Here is a 21,858-nt window from a genome sequence, read left to right on the forward strand (position 1 = left end):
AACCATCAACAAGACGCCTCCTTACCCGCAATCCTCCCTCTTCGGATAGAATCAGTGGAACGTCTCGATGTTGGCAGTTTAGTAGCCTGGAAGCGAGATCTTGCCTGCTGTTCATCGGAGGTGTCGCGGTGCCAAAGTTGATTGTTTTCGTTCTAGCTCTTCTTCTGTGCCTGGTATCGGGGTGCGCTGACAAGTCGATTCAAGAGAAAGGCGAATCCGTTTCGAAGGAGCTTGATGTGATGGTGGAGGTAGCGGCCCTGCCTGATCCCATGGCCCCGCCTGATCCCATGGCCCCGCCTGATCCCATGGCCCCGCCTCACGTTGCCGCACGCTTGATTTCCGCCATCCCCACAGTTGTTCCCGCGAAAGGTTATGTCGGATCTGAATCTTGTGTGAGCTGCCATGCCGAGCAGCATCAGTCGTGGCACTACTCGTACCACCGAACAATGACGCAGCCGATCAACGAATCGACTGCTCCTGAGGCAATCAAAGGCGACCAAACTATCAATGTCGAGGGTGAGACATTTCGCTTTGAACAGTCTGACGGCGAATTCTTCATTCGAATGATTGATTCACGAAGCGGTCTTGCGCCGCTGTCTCGTCTTGTGATGATGACGGGTTCGCACCATATGCACGTGTTTTGGTACGAGCAAGTCGACGTCCCCAAAACACCGAAGTTGCTTCCTTTTACCTATCTCATTGACCAAGAGCGTTGGGTTCATCGCCGAGCTGCTTTCCTTCGACCTCCCGAGCTCGAGTACGATCTGGATGCTGGCTGTTGGAACTCGACGTGTATTCATTGCCACTCCACTCATCCTCGACAACAAGTCACCTCTGGGCGAAGTGTGACCGATTCCCGAATTTGGAATTCGGAGGTTGTTGATTTTGGAATTTCTTGCGAGGCCTGTCACGGTCCGGGTGAGCAACACATCCAGGTGCATAACGAGGCTTCCAAGAACGGCGGCGTCGACCGCATCGTCGATCCAATGAAACTCGATGTCCAGGAACAACGTGATGTATGCGCGCGATGTCACTCCATCGGGTTTATCATGCCGCGTGACACGCAAGTGTTTTACAACGACGGGCCGGCTTTTCGCCCTGGGCAAGTCAACAAGGACGTGAACGAATATCGCGTGGTTCGTATGAGTCGCGAGCACTTGCGGAATCCTGATCTCGCAACGTGGCTTAGGATCGAGGGGCCCATGGCGCCGAGTGACAATTTCTGGCCTGATGGGCAGACGCGTGTTTCAGGACGCGCCTACAACGGGATGATTGAATCCGAATGCGCTCAAGAAAGTGACATGACCTGCCTCACGTGTCACACCATGCATGAAACCAACGAAGAACGAATGGAAGAGTGGCGAGACGATCAATTGAAACCAGGCATGCGAGGGGACGAGTCCTGCTTTCAGTGCCACGAAGCCTACCGCGAACTGGGGTCGAAGCACACGCATCATCCGATCGAATCAAGTGGCAGCCGTTGCGCCAACTGTCATATGCCGCATACCGTGTATGGTCTCTTGAAAACGATCCGTTCTCACACCATTTCGAGCCCTAGCGCACTTTCGGTCATACAAACGACGCGCCCCTCAGCCTGCAACCTTTGCCATTTGGATCAATCCTTAGGAGAGACTGCCGGACACTTGGCACAATGGTATGGTCACAAAGTGCCTAAACTGACCGACGAAGAAGCAACCGTTTCGCTGGCAGTGCTGCAACTCCTCAAGGGTGACGCTTCGCAGCGTGTGCTGCAGGTCGCGGCGATGGAACGCACCGATGCGCGAGAAGCGTCGGGAACCGAGTGGCTTCGCCCCTATTTGCTTATTGGACTGTCAGACACGTACGCCGCGATCCGACTCATATCGGAGCGTGTTTACGGTACGCTACCCGACGCGGAGCCTCTGGCTTTCGATTTTGCAACACCTGCTGACGAGAGACTGCGACAGATCGCTGAGTTACTTCGAGAAATTCGCGAGCACGAACGCTTCGCTCCCAATGCAGAATTGCTAGTCGATGAGGATGGGAAGATTGACACCGAACGCTTGGATCAACTGATGAAATCCCGCAATCAGCGTCCAGTCACTTTGCAAGAATAGGATGTCAGCAGAGGGTGATTCGCTGCGAAAGGAAGGGACCAATCGAGAGGTAATTGGCCACTCTTTTCGCTCCTGCCCCGTCCGTGCGAAGCTTTTCCCGCGACGACCTATCCCACCGCCATTTGTTCCTGTGTTTGTCCAAAGCAGACTGACCGAACGGCTCTCAGACGTCGACAAGCCGGGTGGAGTTAATGGCAAATCCTGGGTCTTAGAGGATTCGTTGTCGCAATCGTTCCGACAAAGTTGAAATCCATAGAGCGAGTTGGTGCCCAGGATGCCGCCTAACGAAATACCGCTAGCACGACTGTCAACGGCTTCGGTATCCTGCACTCCCGAAGAATTCACTTGACTAAAAACTGGAATCGCCACCGCCGTGAAAAGGTGCGACGAACAGTGTTTCGGTTTTTCGCCGACCGTTGGTTCCGAATCGCAAATCGCTTCGATCAATCACCCGTCGTTGCGGCCCACCGTTTTCGCTTAACTGACGGACTGTGGTCGATCGTGAATTGTCCGTAATTTGACGCTCCGTTGGGATGAATTGGCAGCTGCGAATTCCAATGGCGTGTTACAACAGGTTTGTAACCTAACTTGAGCTACCGTTCAGTCTAGCTCCACAATGGCCGAGCGACAGCAATCTCACTAATGAGCATTCCTATGAAATCGTCTGCCCTGCATTCGTTAAGTCATGTCGTCGTTTTGGCGCTGACCTCTCTCGTTCTCGCCAAAGCTGCTCCGCTGGGTGCTTCCGAGGGTAAGCCTAACTTCATATTTGTTATCGCCGACGACCAACGCTGGGATGCGATGGGTGTCGTACAGCGTGAGCACGGAGAGAACGGTCGGTACCCATGGTTTGAAACGCCGTCGATGGATCGTCTCGCTGCCGAAGGTGTCCGATTTCGCAATGCCTTCATCACCCATTCGATCTGTTCGCCCGGTCGAGCCGGATTTCTGACCGGGCAATACACTCACGTGAACGGGGTGATGGACAATGTAACCCATCTTCCTGTTAACTCGATCACGCACGCGACTCTTCTGCGTGACGCGGGCTACCAAACGGCCTACTTTGGCAAGTGGCACATGTTTGACCAAACCGGACCCCGACCGGGCTTTCAGCATTCGGCCAGCTTCATCAACCAGGGGATCTATCAAGATTGCCCGTTTGAAATCAACGGCGTCATGACCTCTACCAATGGCTGGGTGGACGATGTCTCCACAGACCTCGCCATCGATTGGCTCACGGCAAACCATGACCGACCCTTCTCGATGGTCCTAGGTTTCAAGAGTCCACACAATCGTCGTGGGGATACTAATTTACCAGAGCGATTGCGTCATCTTTATGAAGGTAAAACCACGCGTCCCACCCCTAATGTCGCGTTGGCCGCCATCTATCACAAAGCACTTACCGCCGAAGACGTTGGAAAGGAACGCGGACTTTCCGCCAACTCGGTCCATCTAGACTATTTACGTCATATCAAGGGCATCGACGAAAACCTTGGGCGTCTTCTCGACGGGCTCGACGAACTTAAGCTTGCTGAAGACACGGTTGTCGTCTATTCGAGCGACAATGGATATTTCCTCGGCGAACGCGGTCTGGGTGACAAACGGGCACTCTACGAGGAAGGTCTGCGACTGCCGTTTCTGGTCAGGTACCCGCGACTGTTTCCAAAAGGAAAATTAGTTGATGAGATGGTTCTTAACGTCGACCTTGCGCCTACTTTTCTGGACCTTGCCGGAATCCCGGCCCATCCCGGCATGCATGGCACGAGTTTCAAAGAACTGGCCGAAGGCAAAAAAGTCGACTCATGGCGCAACTCGTTTCTCGCGTACTACCGCAAGGAATTGGGTGACACTCCGACATGTCATGGCATCCGCACTGACGCCGCCAAAATGATCGTCTATCCAGGCCGTCCTGACTGGACGGAAGTCTTCGACTTAAAGAACGATCCCTACGAGTTACAAAATCTGCCAGCAGACGGGCCACTAGCAATCCAACTGAAGTCAGAACTCGATAAGCAGATGACAGCGTTACAATTCAAGCCTCTGAAACCTTAGAGACAGAACACCCAGCTAACGTGGTGCGGAAAAGTGTTTGCCCCCTTTTGCCGGGAACTAGCCTTCGCGTGCTTCGTACAGAAGATGTCGGACACTTATTTTCCGCTCATGGCTAAGTCGAATTTCGCAGTTCGTTAAGCATGAAAATAAGAAAAGCGTGTCACGGTATTCCGTGACACGCTTTGGCTGTCTACTTGTCAACGCGATCCTATTCCGGATCTGGTGGCGGCTCCATGTCCAAGTTAGCCGATTCGGGATTCTGGTCCAAATAATTTTGGACTTCCGATGCGTCCGACGTCACTTCGGGATCCGACGACCCGGAACAGCCACTGGCAACGACCAGTGGCAGAGCCATCAGGATGCCGAAAAATATCTTCAATGAATGTTTCATGGGTCTACTAGATCTCCTGATCAATTACTTCTTGGGATGCGGCAGTACCAAGAGCTCCCCACAAACCGAACGGGCTTGCGGAGCCGGGCACTGAAAGAGGATCGTTGGTTGTGCTGGACATGCCGACTTGCCCACGGTTGGAGCTTCCAGCTTCGATCGAGTCGGTGATGAACTTGACGGCGCCATCGCCCATCAAGACGTGTGCACCACCTTGGTGACGACTCCCCGCACTTGCGATAGTGATCAAGGTCAAAGAGTTTCCATTAGTGCAAAGTTCCGTATTGGGAGGCAATATCGTGAACACCTGTTGATTCAGAGGTGTGCCGTAGGCCCACTTGAAACCGCGACGTTCCTCTGCAGTTCCGACGATACGGCCACTGAAGTTTACCAGGTCCCAAAACTGAGGACGTAATGGATCAATGTATTGCTTGCAGGATGTGGCTCCATTCAATCTTGTGATCTGTGTACCACGATTTGCTGGAGTCGTACGGATATCGTTGTCACCCAAATCGGTCACGATCTCGCCCATCGCGATCGTGTTAGACAAACCATCAAGCACATCACGAAATGCGTAAGGACGCTGCAATTTAAAGAATCCACGCTGAGAGGCTCTTACGCGTTCGTAATAGGCAGGGTTGCCACTGGTGTTTTGCAGATAGGTGCCCCGACGGAGGTAGCCACCCCACGTGGTATCCGTGGAGTCGCCCATGCACGGCCCGTAATTCGTGCGGCCTTGAGCGGGCAAACCAACTCCCGGATCGCTCGGGCAGCGAAGGGATGGAATGTCAGTCATCCAGGGGTCATAAAAACCGCCGGCGGCGTCGGTATTTGCACTCAGCGTTCGCCCTGGCCAAGGGCCCATTGCTTGAAAGATCGCTCCGGGGGTACCACCTTCTCTCACAACAAATGGGTTACTGATTTGTTCCCACAGCGCCTGTTGCTCCATGAAGGGAGTCAAACCCACCAACGCTGACAAATAAATTTGATTGTTTCCGCCGACGGCCTGCCATGAACCGTTCGCGCCGTGAGTACCTCCCTGCTGCATCGGCACTAGCTTGAAGGCCGAGTGGTAGTTGTGGATGGCTAAACCGATTTGCTTAAAATTGTTGCTACAGCTCATTCGTCGAGCTGCCTCGCGTGCTGCCTGGACAGCAGGCAGCAATAATCCAACCAATACGCCAATGATGGCGATGACCACCAGCAATTCAACGAGCGTGAAACCACGCTTCTTCGAGATGTTTACCATTTTTAGTACCTTTCAAAAAATGAAATGACAGGCGAATAGAGAGTGCAGATCATCCGCATCGCCGAGGAACCTTTGACCTGAGATTAACGCGGCGACAAGCGGCTAAGTAAGTCATTTTTTTAAGAAACGACAAATTTTCTGACGCTTTTCCGTGAACGTCGTGAAATGTTCCCCAAAACCTAATCTATGGGTTTTGAGCGTCGAGAGCCAATCCCGGCGAAGCACTTTCCATGACGAAAAAACGACGACATTCACCAGAACAGATCCTGAAAAAACTTTGCGATACGGATGCCATGTTGGCGGCCGATTAGAGCGTTGGTGAATTCATTCAGACAATGGACCACGCTGAGCCGCTGGCGCAGCCAGTATGGCGGTGAAGAGGCCAAGCGACTCAAGGCCTCTTGGAAAAGAGAACAGCCAGCTCAACAAGATTGTTGCCGACCAAGCCTTGGACAATATGCCCATATGTTGCGTTTCGGGCTTTCGTTCACGCATCAAGCATACCGTTACGCCTTTCCCCATAAGTACGTCCTTCGTTTTCCTCTTTCCGATCGGCTCGAAAACCTAACGCGTCACAAGTGAGAGCCCTGATCTAATGAAGGTGCGTTATGGTCTCTACTCGGGTCTTACAGTTGCAGTCGTCCCTTTGTCCTACGTGATTTAGCCTGCACTTAGGGGTTGAATGACTTGAGGGCTCCGAATCACTGGCAACAAAGAATTTCGATGGTGCTTGGTGCGTGAACCGAAAGACGATCGCGAAGTTTGGAAGAAATCGAAATCGCGCGAATCCGAGCAGATTTAGTGGGCTCTTTTAGTTGAAGGCGTCGCTGCCTGAAGTTTCCGTTCGCTGATTGTGCGACGAATGTGACTCAGGCCAAGTTCTTCGTCCCGAAAACTTCCCTTCACTCAAACACCCTGAGTCGCCCATCATGCGAGTCACAACTGAATCTTCCTTCTTGGCCAGCGATGGACAAGAAATTTTCTACCGCTACTGGGAACCCACTTCCCCTAGCGATCGGGCGGTGATGTTGTTCCATCGCGGGCACGAGCATTCGGCGCGATGGCAGGACTTTGTCGACACCAGTGGGCTGGACGACTGTTCGTTCTTTGCCTGGGACGCTCGTGGACACGGTCGGACCGTCGGCGAGCGTGGCGCGGCGGATAGTTTTTCGCGAATGGTGAAAGATGCGGATGAATTTGCGAAGCACATCGAGCAAAAACACAAGATTCCGCTGAAACAAATGGCGGTCGTCGGCCAAAGTGTCGGCGCGGTGCTGGCGGCGAGTTGGATCCACGACTATGCGGCTCCGGTGCGTTCCCTTGTTATGGCAACGCCTGCGTTTCGAATCAAGCTGTATGTGCCTTTTGCGATCCCCGCATTGAGACTTTGGAACCACATTCGGCCGGGCGGTTTCATCAAGAGCTACGTCCGCCCCGGGATGTTGACGCACGATGCCGACCAAGCCAAAGCGTACGCCGACGACCCGCTGGTTTCCCCTCAAATTGCGACTAACATTCTGTTGGACCTGCACGACACGTCGACTCGCTTGGTGGACGATGCCAGCGCTATCCACACGCCGACGCTGATGTTCGTATCGGGCAAAGACTATGTCGTTCGCCAGGACGTCCAGCATCAATTCTTTGACCGGTTGTCGTCGACGGACAAGCAGATCGAGGTGCTCGACTACTTTTTCCACAGCACGTTTTGGGAAGCCGGTCGCGGCGACGTGATTCGACGCAGTGGCGACTTCATTCGCGAACGTTTCGACGCGTCGGCCGCCGAATTGCCCAGCGAAACGGCGGCGAAGGGTTCGCTTGCCAAGTACGAACAACTGAAACATCCGCCATCGGTGATCAGCCGCGCGTGGTTCGGACTTCAAAGTCTTTCCCTGGGGACGGTCGGTCGGCTCAGTCGTGGAGTTCAAATCGGGTGGCGAGACGGCTTCGATTCGGGACAATCGCTCGATCACGTCTATCGCAACCGAGCCGAGGGCACAACGCCGATCGGCCGGCTGATCGACCGAGGATACCTCGACTCGATCGGTTGGAAGGGGATCCGCCAACGCAAGATCAACATGGAACGTTTGCTCGATGAAGCGATCGCACAGCAGGTCGAGCGGTTCGGCGAGATCACGATCCTAGATATCGCGGCGGGACCTGGCCGATACGTTTTAGAAACGCTCAAACGGAATGAGTCGTTACCCCTGCGAGCGATTCTTTGCGATCGTGACCCCGGTGGAATCGCTGAGGGAAGTGTGATCGCAAGAGAACTGGGCCTTTCCGATCGCGTCGAATTTCGGCAAAGCGATGCCTTCGATCCAGCGAAGATCCGCGAAGCGGTTGGCGATCGGTCGGTTCATATCGCGATCGTTTCGGGGCTGTACGAATTGTTCCCCGACAACGAACCCGTCGAGCGATCGTTAGCGGGTGTCGCCAATGTCCTGATCGATGGCGGGCGATTGCTGTACACAGATCAACCGTGGCATCCCCAACAGGAAATGATTGCCCGCGTCTTGCCCAATCGAGACGGCGATCCGTGGGTGATGCGATGCCGAAGCCAAGCGGAAATGGATGCGTTGGTCCGCGAGGCGGGTTTTGGTCGTGATCAAATGCTGGTCGATCGATGGGGAATCTTCAGCGTCGCCACGGCCGTGAAATATGAGTGATGCGTCTGAACGAAAACTCGGAGTGACACCGGACGGCGTGCGCTGTTCCGCTATGATTCTTCGCTGCCGGACGCCAGTCCGTCGAATTAGCCGATCCCCGAATAAAACATTGACGCACCACAAGTCGTGTACCTGAGCTCGATCGTCGGGCAGAAGCCGTTGCAAAAGTCGTCAAGACGTTCGGCGATCAGATCCGACCGCAACTCTCGACGATTTTCGCCACCGGCAGACTCGACGTAGACGCACCACTCGCCCAGAAGCGGCTGCCACAGGAATATCAGTTCGTGTCACTTGATCGTTCATTGCCGAAGTTGGCCACAAAGATGGTGGCAGCCGAATCCGACACCGCGCGAACGAAACTGCTTCGCCAGGAAGTGCCGCGACTGTATCGGCACTTGAAACGAGTCCGTATCGAACGTGGTCTTTTGAGCCGCTGGGGAATGTCGGTCAACTTGGATGAACTTGCCGGTGTTGAAATCGTATCGCCTGATACTTTGCGAGTGATTGGACAATGCGCCGACATCACCATGCAGCCACCTGCCTATCATGCTGGGCTGCAACACACCTACGGATACTTACTTAGCTTGGTGGAAACACCCTACGGTTACAAACGCGATCGTTGGCTCAGCGACCGAATCGAAGTGGGGTTCGGGCTACCGAGGCATTCGCTGAATGCGTTCCCACGGCGTGGAACGCTATTGGGCAACTTGACGGACTTCTTGGTCCGATTGTCGCTGCGAGAAGGTCCGCCGGCGAAGTCCGTGGGCGCTGTGGCGGAATTCGACAAGCAATCGCTCGAACGTACGCCGGGGACACGCATCGTCGAAGAAATCCGAGGGGACGATCGCGATACGATTTTGTTGAGAACAGATTTGTTTCCAATGCCCTACACACCGGGCGAGGGCTTGTTGGTTTATTCGATCAAAAAATCGCGTTCGGGCTGGAAATTGGTCACCACCTTTCCAATTGAACAGCCAAGCTGGGACGAGTTGTTGTCGCCATCGCGATTCGGAAACGAGCAGCCGATAAAAGTTCGGTACAATGGATTCGTGAACAATTTTCCCGCTGACGGTGTCCTGGGGAAACGTACGAAAACCGACTTGTAACGCATAGCCTCATCAAAATCGAAGACGACGTCTGATGGAAAAGAGCCACGAAAAAGAGAACGACCCGACGACTCTGCAACCGGTCGCCGAAACCGCTGCCGTTCAAAATCCGAGTTCACTGTGCGACGACACCCAGGATGCGTTGGAAGCCGAGAACCTAATCGAAACGTACCAAATCATTGGCGAGTGGATTCGTTTTGCTGATGCCAAGGCCGCCGCCGTTTTGGCCGTCAATGGCGCGCTGTGTGGCGTCTTGATTCCGACATTGCACGAATACTCGAGCACACAACAAAATCATCCCGCAGCTTGGTGGGGCACGTTGGTATCGGCATCATTCTTGCTTTGGTTGGTCGCGATGATTTTGTCGTGCGTGCTGGCGTTCCGGTGCATTTTGCCGTTTCGACATCGCGGCAAGCACCCAGCGATTGGACATGCGGATCATTTCCATCCGGCTGCGATTTCACAGTCCTATCGGATCGACCAAACCGAAGAATTCGCCGACGAGATTGGGCGGATGGGGATGAGTGGCCTGAAACGCGAGATTGCGATTTGCATGATGCTGGATTCGCATGTATCGAGTGCGAAGTACGGCAGTGTGTCGGGTGCGATCCGCATGTTGGCGCTCAGCGCCGTGCTCGGCCTGCTGTACATGCTGTCGATTCAGTTCTGATCTTCATTCAGCACGAGAAACGGAACGGGGCAATCCAGAACCGATGACTTAAGCAGCCCGCTGCGATTGCTGTGCTGCCAACCCCATTTCGCGCAGCACGTTCTCGCCGCTGTGTCGTCGGGCGATCACGCGGGCGTGCTCGATCGAACGAGCATGTATTTCGGCGCGCCGCTTCACGAACTGGCGCATCAGTTCGGGGATCTCGCTGCGATCCTGGTAGATGAAACCGATTGAGCGATGACCGCCGGCCAATCGAACTTGATCGGCCAACCAGCATCGATCCGGCACGATCACCGGCACACCGCGGGCCAGCATTTCCAGCAGCACACCGCTGCATCGGGCCACATATCGTTTGGGTTCATACAGAAACAAACCCAGATCCGCGGTATCAAGCCAATGGTGATAGTCGCTGGTCGACAAATTGGACGTCATGACCTCCAACGGTCCGTCGCAAACTTCGCCCGACTCGGCAGCCGACGCCGCTTTCTCGTAATTGCGATGGAGCGTGGCTGGAATCATCGATTGCCACTTCTCCGCAGGCATCTGCATCGACAATTGGATACGGCCGGTTTTCAACAAGGACTTTTCGATGCCCGTGATCAAGGCGGCAATCGCATCGCGTCCCTTTTCGGCACGCGGCAAGCCGGCCAAAACGGCTTTGACAGGCAGTCGATCAAGCGGCTTTTCGACCGCGCGCTTGCGAGTCGGATAGGAGATCGTGTTGACGGGGACGCCAAGATCGGTTTCGCGCAATTGGTCGGCCAGCGCAGTCGTCGTTGCGTGGATGTGAACCTTGTGCGGTGATGTGGCCACGATGGACGATCGCATTTGGCTGCCGATTCTCTTCAACCGATCGGCGCGATTGGGCGTTTCGTCGTCATAGAGGGCGAAATGAAACAAGATGTCGATTCGCATCGGCGGCAATTCGATTTGCTCCAACGCCGCTGCCAGCGCCAGCATCACAAAGTCGTCGCCCGTGTTGATCAAGATCGTATCGGAGGCGGTCGGTTTGACTTGGGCAATCAGACCGCAGAAGTCGTCGACCCATTGAGCAATCATTCGACGAGGTCGTTTGGCCGGCGGGTTCATCCAATCGGACAAACGAGTGCGAGCGTTTTCAACGAACGAGCCACCGACCGGATTGCCGATCCGATCACGAGTGACGTGCGAGTTGCCGTCGACGCCCATCGACCAACGAACCATGCGCCGTGTTCCGAACTTGGGGACGACCGCCCACGACTTGGGGACGCTGCCGGGCGCATCGAAACTCTCATGCGTTGCCATCACGCATCCCAACCCGAGCGACTGGGCACCGCCCAGCAAGAGTGTTGCGAGCTCGAAGAAGTGACCACCGACGTTTCGGATGTTGTCATCGACCAAAATCAATCGTGGCGCCGGCGTTGGTCGAGCAGTATCTATTGCGTTCACGGTCATGCCTCCCAGGCATCATGCTTCATTGGAGTCTGCAATCGGAATTCGAGAATAGACGGTCCTGGGGCACAAAACCAAGATCATCCGAGGCCAAAAATAGGCATTCCAGGCTCGAACATGCTCGGTGCATTACCAGGCGTTCGCCAGCCCGCGACGCCAGCAATCACAAACTCCCTTGATTCATCGTGGGTTTCGCACGTACAGGTAGGCCATGGAAGTGCAGCATTACTTGACGTGCTTGTGGCCGGGGATGCCGGAACTGTGGTGGCGAGGCCGATTATCGGCGTTGCCGCTGGCGGTCGGGTTCGCGATTGCGCTGAACGCTGTTTTGGTAACGCGGTACATCTTTCCCGAGTGGTTGTCGGGCGGATTGGTATCGATGGCATTCTGGATCGGCGTGTTGGTGTGGGGCTTCTACGTCGCGAAAAGCGTTCGCGAACTGCCGGGCATCGTGGCTCCGCGAAAAGTCAGCGACGAGCCCGATCGATTCGCCGAAGCCCACCAAGCGTTCTTGCGAGGCGACTATTCCGAAGCCGAATCGCTGCTCAATCAAGTGCTAGCAATTGAAGCCCGCGACCCACCGGCGTTGCTTTTGCTGTCGGGGGTTTATCGTCACACCGATCGTTTCGAATCGGCGGAACTGCTGCTTGCCGAGATTCGCCGTTTGGAAGTGTCCGACCGCTGGTTTTTGGAAATTCAGGCAGAAGCATCCAGGCTGAAGCGGGCGTTGGAGCGAAAAGAAAAACCGAAAGAAGATTCTTCTGATTCTGCTGCCGATCTGACAGACACGGCAAACGTTGCCGCTTAGGCCCGGTTGCGACGAGTTCTTTTTCAAAATTTTGATTCAGAAACGCCCATTTCGCGGGACTTGTGCCGTCAAGCTCCTATCCCCGATCTTTGACGAGGCCGATAGAATCTAGGTGAAAGCGGAAAGATCGGTGGCTTGCATTCTTTCCCTCGGCTTTGCTAAGGGTATGAATAGCTATGGCGTGCGATTTGCTTCGTAAGATGTTCTTGGGCAGTTTCGCCAGATTGACAGCACCCGACATTCTGTGAGCGTACGGAGTCGCCCTCTCCGACGTCCCACCGGACACGACCTGGGTAGAGAGATAAAAAATGTACGAACGATTTACTGACCGTGCTCGCAAGGTCATGCAGTTGGCCAATCAAGAGGCCCAGCGTTTCAACCACGAGTACATCGGCACCGAACACATCCTGCTCGGGTTGGTGAAGGAAGGCAGTGGCGTCGCCGCCAACGTGCTGAAGAACCTGGAAGTCGATCTAAGAAAGATCCGGCTCGAAGTCGAAAAACTTGTCCAAAGCGGCCCCGAGATGGTGACCGTTGGCAAGCTTCCGCAAACCCCGCGTGCCAAGAAAGTCATCGAGTACTCGATGGAAGAGGCCCGGAATCTCAATCACAGCTACGTCGGCACCGAGCACATCCTGCTGGGTTTGTTGCGTGAACAAGAAGGCGTCGCGGCCCAGGTTCTGATGAACCTGGGGCTGAAACTGGAAGACGTTCGCGAAGAAGTCTTGAACCTGCTCGGTCATGGGCTCGAAGGCGCCGAAGTCGGCGAACGTGGCGGACGCACCGGTGACGGTGGCGAAAGCAGCGGATCATCGTCCAAGAGCAGCAAGAGCAAGACGCCGGCACTCGATTCGTTCGGCCGCGACTTGACCGAACTGGCCAAGAAGGGCGAACTGGATCCGGTCATCGGTCGCGAACGAGAAATCGAACGAGCGATTCAGATCCTTTGCCGTCGTACCAAGAACAACCCGGTTCTGCTGGGCGAAGCCGGTGTCGGTAAAACTGCCATCGTCGAAGGCTTCGCTCAAAAGGTCATCGAAGGCGAAGTGCCCGAAATTTTGGCCGACAAGCGCATCGTCGTCCTTGACTTGGCGATGATGGTCGCCGGCACCAAGTACCGCGGTCAATTCGAAGAACGCATCAAAGCCGTCATGACGGAAGTTCGCCGCGTCAAAAACACGATTCTGTTCATCGACGAACTTCACACCCTGGTCGGTGCCGGTGGAGCCGAAGGTGCCATCGACGCGGCCAACGTGCTAAAGCCGGCGCTGGCCCGTGGCGAGATCCAGTGCATCGGTGCAACGACCCTGGACGAGTACCGCAAGTACATCGAAAAGGACAACGCGCTGGCCCGTCGTTTCCAAGAGATCATCGTCGAACCGACCGGCAAGGTCGAAACGATCGCGATCTTGAAGGGCCTGCGTGGTCGTTACGAAGAACACCACCGCGTCCAATTCACCGACGATGCCGTTGTCGCAGCGGTCGAAATGAGCGAGCGATACATTACCGCACGCTGCTTGCCGGACAAAGCGATCGACGTGATCGACGAAGCCGGTGCTCGGGTGCGATTGCGCACCATGACGCGTCCACCAGATTTGAAGGAAATCGACGAAGAAGTCGAAAAGCTGAACAAGGAAAAAGAAGACGCGGTCGCCAACCAAGACTTCGAAAAAGCCGCTAACCTCCGTGATCAGGCCGAAAAACTTCGCAAGAAGAAAGACCAGATCACCGCCGAATGGCGTGAAAAGAGTCAGCAAACCGATGGCGTCGTCGACGAAGAAATCATCGCCGAGGTGGTCAGCAAGATGACCGGCATTCCGTTGACTCGATTGTCGACGGAAGACTCAATGCGTTTGATGAAGATGGAAGAAGAACTTCACAAACGAGTCGTCAGCCAAGATGCCGCCGTCACCGCGATCAGCAAGGCGGTTCGCCGAAGTCGCAGCGGATTGAAGGATCCCAAGCGGCCCACGGGCTCGTTCATTTTCGCTGGTCCCACCGGTGTCGGTAAAACGTTGCTTGCCAAAGCGCTTGCCGAATACATGTTCGGTGACGCCGACGCGTTGGTGCACATCGACATGTCGGAGTACATGGAAAAGCACAACGTCAGCCGCTTGATCGGGGCGCCTCCTGGATTTGTCGGTTACGAAGAAGGCGGTCAGTTGACCGAGAAGATTCGTCGCCGTCCGTACGCCGTGGTGCTGTTCGACGAGATCGAAAAGGCTCACCCGGACGTCTTCAACATGCTGTTGCAAGTGATGGAAGAAGGCCGTTTGACCGATTCATTCGGACGCAATATCGACTTCCGTAACACGATCTTGATCATGACCACCAACGCCGGTGCCGAAGCGATCAAGAACGAGTCGTCGTTTGGTTTCCAAAAACCAGACGAAGACGCCAGCTACGATTCGATGAAGTCGCGAGTGATGGATCAAATCGAACGTGTTTTCCGACCGGAATTCTTGAACCGTTTGGATGACACGATCATCTTCCGTCACTTGACCAAGCAAGACCTCAAGGGTGTCATCGACTTCGAATTGTCAAAGGTTCGCGAACGCTTGATGGATCGCGGATTCAACTTGGAATTGACCGACGCGTCGAAAGAATTGCTGATCAAAAAGGGCAGCAACCTGGATTACGGTGCTCGTCCGCTACGTCGTGCGATCGAACAGTTCATCGAAGACCCACTCAGCGAAGAATTGCTGCGTGGTGCATTCGAAGGCAAGGACACGATCATCGTCAGCGGCATCATCGAGAACGAAGCCGGTGACAAGATCAGCGAGAACGACGTCACCACCGACGAGAAGACCGGCAAGCTGATCGATGCCGACGGTAAGAAGTGCAAAGTCGTTCGACTCGACTTCGCCGGCGAAGCTCGCGGTCTACCCGAACCAGGCGAAGCCGTTTCGGCCGGCGCCGGTGGCGAAGGCGATTCGGCAGGCAAGTCTTAATCCGACTTCGCTGAGAATGAAAACCAATGAAACCGCGGTCAGGTTCCTGACCGCGGTTTTTTTGTTGATCACTGTCACTCGCTGAATTGGCACGTGCTGATCGCGGCAGCGGGATCAGCCAGCGAGTGTGGCCCGGACTCCGCAATTCCCCGCCTGCTCGATGACGGATGGCTCGGCGGAAGCATGACGGGATTGTGATCACACGCCTTGCGGTGCAGCTACAATAGGTGGCAATGATCCCGCCTAGTTGCTGCTTGATATATCAGAGGTGTACCCATGGCATCTTCCTGCCCCGCATCTTCCCGCCCCGCGATCGTGCTTGGCCTTGCCTGCTTGTTCGGATTTCCGCTGTTCTCCGCGGCGACCGAGCCGGAGTCACTCACCGGTGATTCCTCGAGATCGGAACCATCCGTTGCCACGGCGACGTTCGCAGGTGGGTGTTTTTGGTGCATGGAACCGCCGTTTGACGACATGCCGGGCGTGATCTCGACGACGTCGGGATACACAGACGGACGGACCAAGAATCCGACCTACGAATCGGTCAAAACAGGGCGCACCGGCCACATTGAATCGATGCAGGTCAAGTACGACCCTGCGAAAGTGACCTACAAACAATTGCTTACGCTTTTCTGGCACAACGTCGATCCGATCAAGGCGAACGGACAGTTTTGCGACGAGGGTGGCCAATACCGGACGGCCATTTTCTACGAAAACGATGACCAAAAAAAGCTCGCCGAGGAAAGCAAAGAGATCATCGCCAAGGCGTTGAAAGCGCGAGTTCGGACGGAGATCACGCAAGCGACGACGTTCTATCCCGCCGAAGATTATCACCAGGACTATTACATCAAGAATCCGAAGAAGTACAAATTTTATCGCTGGACCTGTGGTCGTGACGCGCGGCTGAACGAGATCTGGGGTGACAAAGCACGCAAGCCTTGACCAAACTGTGTCGGTTCTGATTCCTTCATCCTACTGACACGATTTGCCAAGCCCGATGCCGACAGCCATCCGAACTCACATTGCCCCGCTCGACTGCATCGTCATCGATGGCGGTCCTTCACCGACGATCCCCGTTGTGATCTGCCACGGTTACGGCGCGTCGTACGACGACTTGGCTCCGCTGGCGGGAGAGTGGATTTCCATGCTCGGCGATGCGGCGGCAAAGCTTCGGTTTGTATTCCCCGACGCGCCGAATTCGTTGGCGGCGATGGGCATGCCGGACGCTCGCGCGTGGTGGCCGATCAATATGGCCGGATTGGCCGAAGCGGTTCAAGCGTCTCGATTCGATCAACTTCATAAGCACACGCCACCTGGTATCGACGATGCTCGCAACGCTGTGTGCCAAACGATCGCAACCGTTCGCGCCGAACTCGGGTGCGACACGGACTCGCCGTGGGTGATGGGCGGTTTCTCTCAGGGCGCGATGTTGTCGATGGATGTTGCCGTTCGCGGCGACATTCCCGCACCATCGCTTTTGATCCTGTTTTCGGGAACGCTGGTTTGCCAACCGTTGTGGAAGTCGGGATTGAAGCGACTTGGTGAAAGCCAAGTCTTTCAGTCGCATGGAACCGTTGATCCCATCTTGCCGTTCACCAGCGCCGAACGGTTGCGAGACTTGATTGGTTCCGAAAAAGTGCCGCTGAAGTTTCATTCGTTCGTGGGCCCGCACACGATCGACGGCGAGTCGGTTGAAATCACGGCACAGATGCTGGCTAAGGTTGCCGGGTAGTCATCCGAACCTTATGCGTCGATTGAATCCATACAACAATCACGTTTCGCAAATGGTTGTCGCCGCAACCGAATCCATACGGAAACCCATGTTTCCAATCCACCGAATGCCGCTCACCCTTGCCGATGCGAAAGTTGCTGACCGATGAACCGAATTGCCAGTCGACGACCTGAAACGCTCGAGTTTTCTGAGTCCGCCGAATCGTCCGTCTATCAACGAGGATTGGCTGATCGAGTGGAAGGGGCTTGTGCACTTGAGGCCCTTGAAAAACAACTGTTTTGGCTTTGCGAACTCGCCAGCCATTTGAGCACCGAACAAGTCGACAAGATTCATTTGCCCTATCACTGGACGATTCGCCAAGTCTTTGAGCATTGCGCGGACGCCGAACGAGTGTTCGGATATCGAATGCTGCGTATCGCGGCGGGAGACCCAACGCCGTTGCCTTCGTGGGACGAAAACGCCTATGCCGACAGCCGATTTGGGCTGGGAACGTTCACCAATCTGGTCAACGAGGTTGCGATGTTACGTCAATCCAATCTGTTGCTGCTGCGGCGGATCGAACCCAAAGCCTGGGATCGAAGCGTGAAAGTCAACGGAAATCGAATGACGGTTCGAGCCATTGCTTGGGTCACGGCCGGTCACCTGCACCATCACTTCGAAATTGTCGAAGCCAGATGTGGGATGACCGTCCAACGTGCACCGGCACCTAACATGTAGTGAGCCGGGGTACGCTGCGCGCCTCCGGGCTCAGTTGCTAAACGGCTTTGCCGCGATGAAGCACTACAGCTCTTCTTCGATCACTTCTTTTGAACCGCGAGTCCCTAGCGATCCCCACAATCCGTAGGGACTCTTGTTGCCCGGGGCGGCACCGCCGGTTCCTCCGCTCCAAACGTTTGGCGTGTCAAAGTTACCGGCTTCAATCGAATCGGTAACGAACTTCACCGCGCCGTCGGACATCAGGATATGCGCACCGCCTTGGTGACGGCTGCTGACGGTTGAGACGCCGGGCGAATTAACTCCATCGCCGGCCGCTCCACCGAGACATACTTCGCGGTTCGGTGTCAAAATCGTATTGAAACTGGTCCAGATCGTTCCGGCCTGGGCCCAGCGATAACCACGGCCTCCAAACGCACCCGGTAGCGTCGGCGCGGTACCGCCGTCCGTGCCGTCAGACCAAAATCGCGGACGCAGGGGGCTGACCAAACCATCATGGAAACAGTAGTCCGGTTCATCACGAATCGTCGGGGTATCGTTTTCGATCGCCGGCAACGTGCGAGTGTCGCGGTCGCCAAGATCGGTGGCGATTTCCCCGCACATGATCGTGTTGGACAATCCATCAAGGATGTCGCGAAACCTCATGTCCCGTCTCGCAACAAAGACACCACGACAGGCAGCCTGTGATTCGATCGCGACCGCGGTTGGCGTCGGCGTCACTAGAATCCCGTTCGTGATTTGAGTCGGTCCGGTGTCCATCCGCTCGATCGAATCGCCGACACAGGCGGCGTAGTTAGTTCGACCAAATGCGGGCAGCCCGACACCGGGGTCACTCGGGCAACGCAGCGTGGGAAGCTCGGTGTGCCACGGCGAGTATTGAGCGTGATAGGGAGCCGCACCCATCGCAGGAAATGGCGGAGTTTGCAATCCGCCGTCGACGCGAGACTGATTCGGATTCGAGATCTGTTCCCAAATCGCTTGCTGTTCCATGAACGGCGTGATGCCGACCAAGAACGATAAGTCCAAACGATTGTTCATATCGACGGGGCTGTTCCCGTCGGTCCACGTGCCACCGTGATGCCGCGGCAGTTGCTTGTAGGCCGAGTGATAATTGTGCAGTGCCAAGCCGAGTTGCTTGAAGTTGTTGCTGCAACTCATTCGACGAGCCGCCTCGCGGGCCGCTTGGACGGCGGGCAGCAAAAGGCCAACCAAGACCCCGATGATGGCGATCACCACCAACAACTCAACCAAAGTGAAACCAGAGCGACGCGATGCGGAACCATTGGCGCAGCCGCAACTGCGCAGAGAAATACGGACCATTGGGATAAATTCCAAACCTGAGAATGATAGAAATGCAAAACGAATGAACGCTAAGCAAACTCAGGCGGCCCCCTCAACCAATGCGCTCCCGATCGAGCGGTGGGCAGAATCCATGTGACGGAAATCCCCGCATCGATCCGTGGCGGTCCCATCAACGAGACCGTATTTGGCACGGCAATCGTAGCCGAAGCGAGCGTGCGGGCAGCACAAATCGCACACAGCCCGCTGTGACAATGATCGGATACGGCGCGTTGGCCGATCAAACCACCAGCCAAAGCATTGGACGATTCGCTGGACAAGTCGGCCGAATCGTCTTCCGAAGACTCAACATGGGGGTGATCATGACCGTGGTCGTGATCACATCCGGTCGAATGAACGTGGCTGGAACCCTGGCAAGCGACCGCCGAATGCGCGTGGAAGTGCGAAGCGGGCAAAAGCCAGCCGCCTACCAAATACGCGATCAGAGTCAGTCGAGTGATCCAGACCATCAGTTACGTCGTTGCCAATGTTGAAAGAGAACCGGGAAACTTGAGGGTGACGCTATCGTAAACGCCAGGTTTCGCCAAGCCATATTTCCGAGCAAAAACCACGGCATTTTGATAGTACGCGTCGGGCAAGCTGTCGGTTCACCGTAGAAATCACCGTAGAAATCACCGTAGAAACACCGACGAGTGGACCCGACGCCAACCCAATACGCGTGATTGAGCGGCAAAACCCGCGACTCGCCGCCCGCTACTTGGGGCGAGCGGCAAATCATGGGATAACAACCGGTCGGTAGACCCCATCAAACTTTCTCATCCAAGATCCCAGTTTTGTCCCGTGTTTGAAGAATCCCTCGATCAACTTTTGGGTGAACAAGCTGATCCCGTCGCCGCCGGTTGGCGTCTGCGTGAATTAGCCGAATCCGCGGCCGACCACGGCCCCGCGCTGGTCGACGAGCTCGTCAGTCGGACGGAATCACTCGCATCCTCGGATCCGGCGATCGTCGGCGGATTGCTGCGCGTCGTCCACACAACGCTGTTGAGTTTGGGTGGCGACGTGATCGCGGGTCTCGATCCCGGTCGAATCGAATCGATCCACGATGCCCTGCCGACCGGGACCCCCAATCGGTATTTGCTGCTGCACTTGTTGGCGACGATGCGCAACCCCGATTCGTTATCACGGCTGGTCGCGATCTTACAGAAGTCTCCGCCCCAAAAATGGATGGAAGCAGCCCAGGTGCTCAGCCCGCTGATGCAGCACGCTGATTGGCCGGTCGCGTTGGTCTACCCCGAACTCTTGAACGCGATCGAGCATCCATCGCTCGCGTCGCCGGTATTGGACTTGGCGAACTATTTGTTTCGGAAGGCCCGCGTCGCCACGCACCCAGCCGCTGACCGCGTCCCGACATTGAACGTATTGTTGGGCGAAATCAGCGGTCGACTCTCTCGTTTTGAAGAGAACCCACATACGTTCGGCGATGACGTCGATACGGTTCAGAATCGCTTGGGCGAAGCGGTCGCCTTGGCAGTATCCCTTTGCGACACGGTTGGCATCTTGGGTGACGAAAGCTCGATCGGCAAACTGAATCAAACGGTCGAATTGAAGCATCGTCGCGTGCAATGCGAAGCCGCCGGTGCACTGTCCCGCATGGGCGACGAAGCGGGCCAGAAACGTTTGATCGAATTGACCAACGATCCATCCGCTCGACTTCGTGCGATTCACTATGCCGACGAACTGGGCATCGGCGATCGAGTCGACGAAGCCAATCGCAGCGATCGGGCGACCGCCGAATCCGAAGTCTCACTTTGGTTAAGCCAACCCCAACAAATGGGCGTACCACCAACCAGCGTCGAAGTCGTCGATAGCCAACGGATGATGTGGCCTTCCTTTGAGGACCCTATCGACATTCACTTGGTACGTTTCGAATACAACTTTGGCGAACGCGTCTACAGCAATGTCGCCATCGCGGGCCCGGTCACGTTCGCGATGTCCGCCGATGTCGCCGACTTTTCCATGACCGACATTTACGCCATCTATGCCGGATGGCACGCCGACCATCCCGACATTTTCTCGGTTGTCGCCGATCAGTTGAACGAAGTTCAGATTCGCGTGATGAGCGAACTGCAGAAGCACCTGGACCATCTTGGTTACGAGTCGATCAAGCCGGCGATGCTAGGCTTTTTCTTAGAAGAAAAAGCCGGCGTGTTTACAGCCATGCGTGACAACAAACCCTGTGCCGTCGTCACCGACGGACTGGAAACGATCGACCATCCCATCGGCGGTCGACTGCGGCCCATCCAACCGATCGACCTCTTCAATCTGTACAAGGGCCGCAAGATGTTGCGGACCTTCAATCCGACGTCCGATGGCGACCTCGAAGACATTGTCGAAAGTGACTGACTTCAAACCGGTGCAAAACGATGTCTTTTAATCTGAACCGCGTGACGGACTGTGAAAGCCGCCTGAAGCGTGACTTTATCGAGTTTGCTCGGCTATGGGCCGATGTCCGCGAAGATTGGCTGGACGAACGCAGGGCTCAATTTGAAAGTGAACATCTGGATTCGCTGGGGCCGAGCTTGAATCGGTTTGCCGCGGCGCTGAGGGATTTTTCGGATACCGCTCGGAAAGCGGACCGGTTACTTCGCGACGATACCAGCGGCGACGATCGACTAGAATGATTCGGTACCGACGTGCCT

The 21,858-nt window shown here is 55.5% G+C and carries 17 protein-coding genes; 12 read left to right on the forward strand and 5 right to left on the reverse strand.

All coding sequences use genetic code 11. The features are described 5' to 3' along the window. Window positions 1–128 precede the first annotated feature (128 nt). Window positions 129–2,096: a cytochrome c3 family protein gene (locus Poly51_RS20520; RefSeq protein WP_146459641.1), complete on the forward strand. Its 1,968-nt coding sequence runs from the start codon at window positions 129–131 to the stop codon at window positions 2,094–2,096. Between the two features lie 642 nt (window positions 2,097–2,738). Continuing rightward, window positions 2,739–4,148 carry a sulfatase-like hydrolase/transferase gene (locus Poly51_RS20525; protein ID WP_146459642.1) on the forward strand — a complete coding sequence of 470 codons (1,410 nt, stop codon included), beginning with the start codon at window positions 2,739–2,741 and terminating at the stop codon, window positions 4,146–4,148. 208 nt (window positions 4,149–4,356) lie between these two features. On the opposite strand, the gene Poly51_RS20530 is transcribed toward Poly51_RS20525, so the two are convergent. Both Poly51_RS20530 and Poly51_RS20535 read right to left on the reverse strand, forming a co-directional pair. Then, window positions 4,357–4,539 (reverse strand): hypothetical protein, encoded by a 183-nt coding sequence (locus Poly51_RS20530; RefSeq protein ID WP_146459643.1) that lies wholly within the window; start codon window positions 4,537–4,539, stop codon window positions 4,357–4,359. A 7-nt stretch (window positions 4,540–4,546) separates the two neighbouring features. Next, window positions 4,547–5,785, reverse strand: a complete 1,239-nt coding sequence (locus Poly51_RS20535; RefSeq protein WP_146459644.1) for a DUF1559 domain-containing protein — start codon at window positions 5,783–5,785, stop codon at window positions 4,547–4,549. Window positions 5,786–6,714: 929 nt separating this feature from the next. Here Poly51_RS20535 and Poly51_RS20540 point away from each other — a divergent pair. The 3 genes from Poly51_RS20540 (at window position 6,715) to Poly51_RS20550 (ending at window position 10,227) form a co-directional block, all read left to right on the forward strand. Further along, window positions 6,715–8,451, forward strand: coding sequence for a bifunctional alpha/beta hydrolase/class I SAM-dependent methyltransferase (locus tag Poly51_RS20540; protein ID WP_146459645.1), 1,737 nt, complete (start codon window positions 6,715–6,717; stop codon window positions 8,449–8,451). A gap of 284 nt (window positions 8,452–8,735) precedes the next feature. Continuing rightward, the gene (locus tag Poly51_RS20545; RefSeq protein WP_146459646.1) at window positions 8,736–9,557 is read left to right on the forward strand and encodes a hypothetical protein; all 822 of its coding nucleotides are present in this window, start codon (window positions 8,736–8,738) and stop codon (window positions 9,555–9,557) included. A gap of 34 nt (window positions 9,558–9,591) precedes the next feature. Further along, window positions 9,592–10,227, forward strand: a complete 636-nt coding sequence (locus Poly51_RS20550; protein ID WP_146459647.1) for a hypothetical protein — start codon at window positions 9,592–9,594, stop codon at window positions 10,225–10,227. A 48-nt stretch (window positions 10,228–10,275) separates the two neighbouring features. Here Poly51_RS20550 and Poly51_RS20555 read toward each other — a convergent pair whose 3' ends face one another. Then, entirely contained in the window at window positions 10,276–11,655 is a 1,380-nt protein-coding gene (locus Poly51_RS20555) for a glycosyltransferase (protein ID WP_146459648.1), read from the reverse strand. Window positions 11,656–11,869: 214 nt separating this feature from the next. Between Poly51_RS20555 and Poly51_RS20560 the strand changes: the two genes are divergently transcribed. The 5 genes from Poly51_RS20560 to Poly51_RS20580 all read left to right on the forward strand — a co-directional run bounded on the left by Poly51_RS20560 (window position 11,870) and on the right by Poly51_RS20580 (window position 17,863). Further along, window positions 11,870–12,466, forward strand: a complete 597-nt coding sequence (locus tag Poly51_RS20560; RefSeq protein WP_146459649.1) for a tetratricopeptide repeat protein — start codon at window positions 11,870–11,872, stop codon at window positions 12,464–12,466. A gap of 308 nt (window positions 12,467–12,774) precedes the next feature. Next, window positions 12,775–15,417, forward strand: coding sequence for an ATP-dependent Clp protease ATP-binding subunit (locus Poly51_RS20565; protein WP_146459650.1), 2,643 nt, complete (start codon window positions 12,775–12,777; stop codon window positions 15,415–15,417). 276 nt (window positions 15,418–15,693) lie between these two features. Beyond that, window positions 15,694–16,356, forward strand: coding sequence for a peptide-methionine (S)-S-oxide reductase MsrA (gene msrA / locus Poly51_RS20570; protein WP_146459651.1), 663 nt, complete (start codon window positions 15,694–15,696; stop codon window positions 16,354–16,356). 55 nt (window positions 16,357–16,411) lie between these two features. Then, complete coding sequence (locus tag Poly51_RS20575; RefSeq protein ID WP_146459652.1) at window positions 16,412–17,146, forward strand: alpha/beta hydrolase; 735 nt, start codon at window positions 16,412–16,414, stop codon at window positions 17,144–17,146. A 144-nt stretch (window positions 17,147–17,290) separates the two neighbouring features. Beyond that, a complete protein-coding gene (locus Poly51_RS20580; RefSeq protein ID WP_146459653.1) occupies window positions 17,291–17,863 on the forward strand; it encodes a DinB family protein in 573 nt (190 codons plus the stop codon). Between the two features lie 63 nt (window positions 17,864–17,926). Here the strand turns inward: Poly51_RS20580 and Poly51_RS20585 are convergent, their stop codons facing one another. Next, the gene (locus tag Poly51_RS20585) at window positions 17,927–19,180 is read right to left on the reverse strand and encodes a DUF1559 domain-containing protein (protein WP_146459654.1); all 1,254 of its coding nucleotides are present in this window, start codon (window positions 19,178–19,180) and stop codon (window positions 17,927–17,929) included. 50 nt (window positions 19,181–19,230) lie between these two features. After that, on the reverse strand, window positions 19,231–19,668 hold the full coding sequence (locus tag Poly51_RS20590) for a hypothetical protein (protein ID WP_146459655.1): 438 nt from the start codon (window positions 19,666–19,668) through the stop codon (window positions 19,231–19,233). Between the two features lie 331 nt (window positions 19,669–19,999). Between Poly51_RS20590 and Poly51_RS20595 the strand changes: the two genes are divergently transcribed. Both Poly51_RS20595 and Poly51_RS20600 read left to right on the forward strand, forming a co-directional pair. After that, window positions 20,000–21,562: a HEAT repeat domain-containing protein gene (locus Poly51_RS20595; RefSeq protein ID WP_146459656.1), complete on the forward strand. Its 1,563-nt coding sequence runs from the start codon at window positions 20,000–20,002 to the stop codon at window positions 21,560–21,562. Window positions 21,563–21,582: 20 nt separating this feature from the next. After that, window positions 21,583–21,840 (forward strand): hypothetical protein, encoded by a 258-nt coding sequence (locus Poly51_RS20600; protein WP_146459657.1) that lies wholly within the window; start codon window positions 21,583–21,585, stop codon window positions 21,838–21,840. Window positions 21,841–21,858: the final 18 nt, after the last annotated feature.

This window comes from Rubripirellula tenax, from assembly GCF_007860125.1.
Classification (GTDB): Bacteria; Planctomycetota; Planctomycetia; order Pirellulales; family Pirellulaceae; genus Rubripirellula; species Rubripirellula tenax.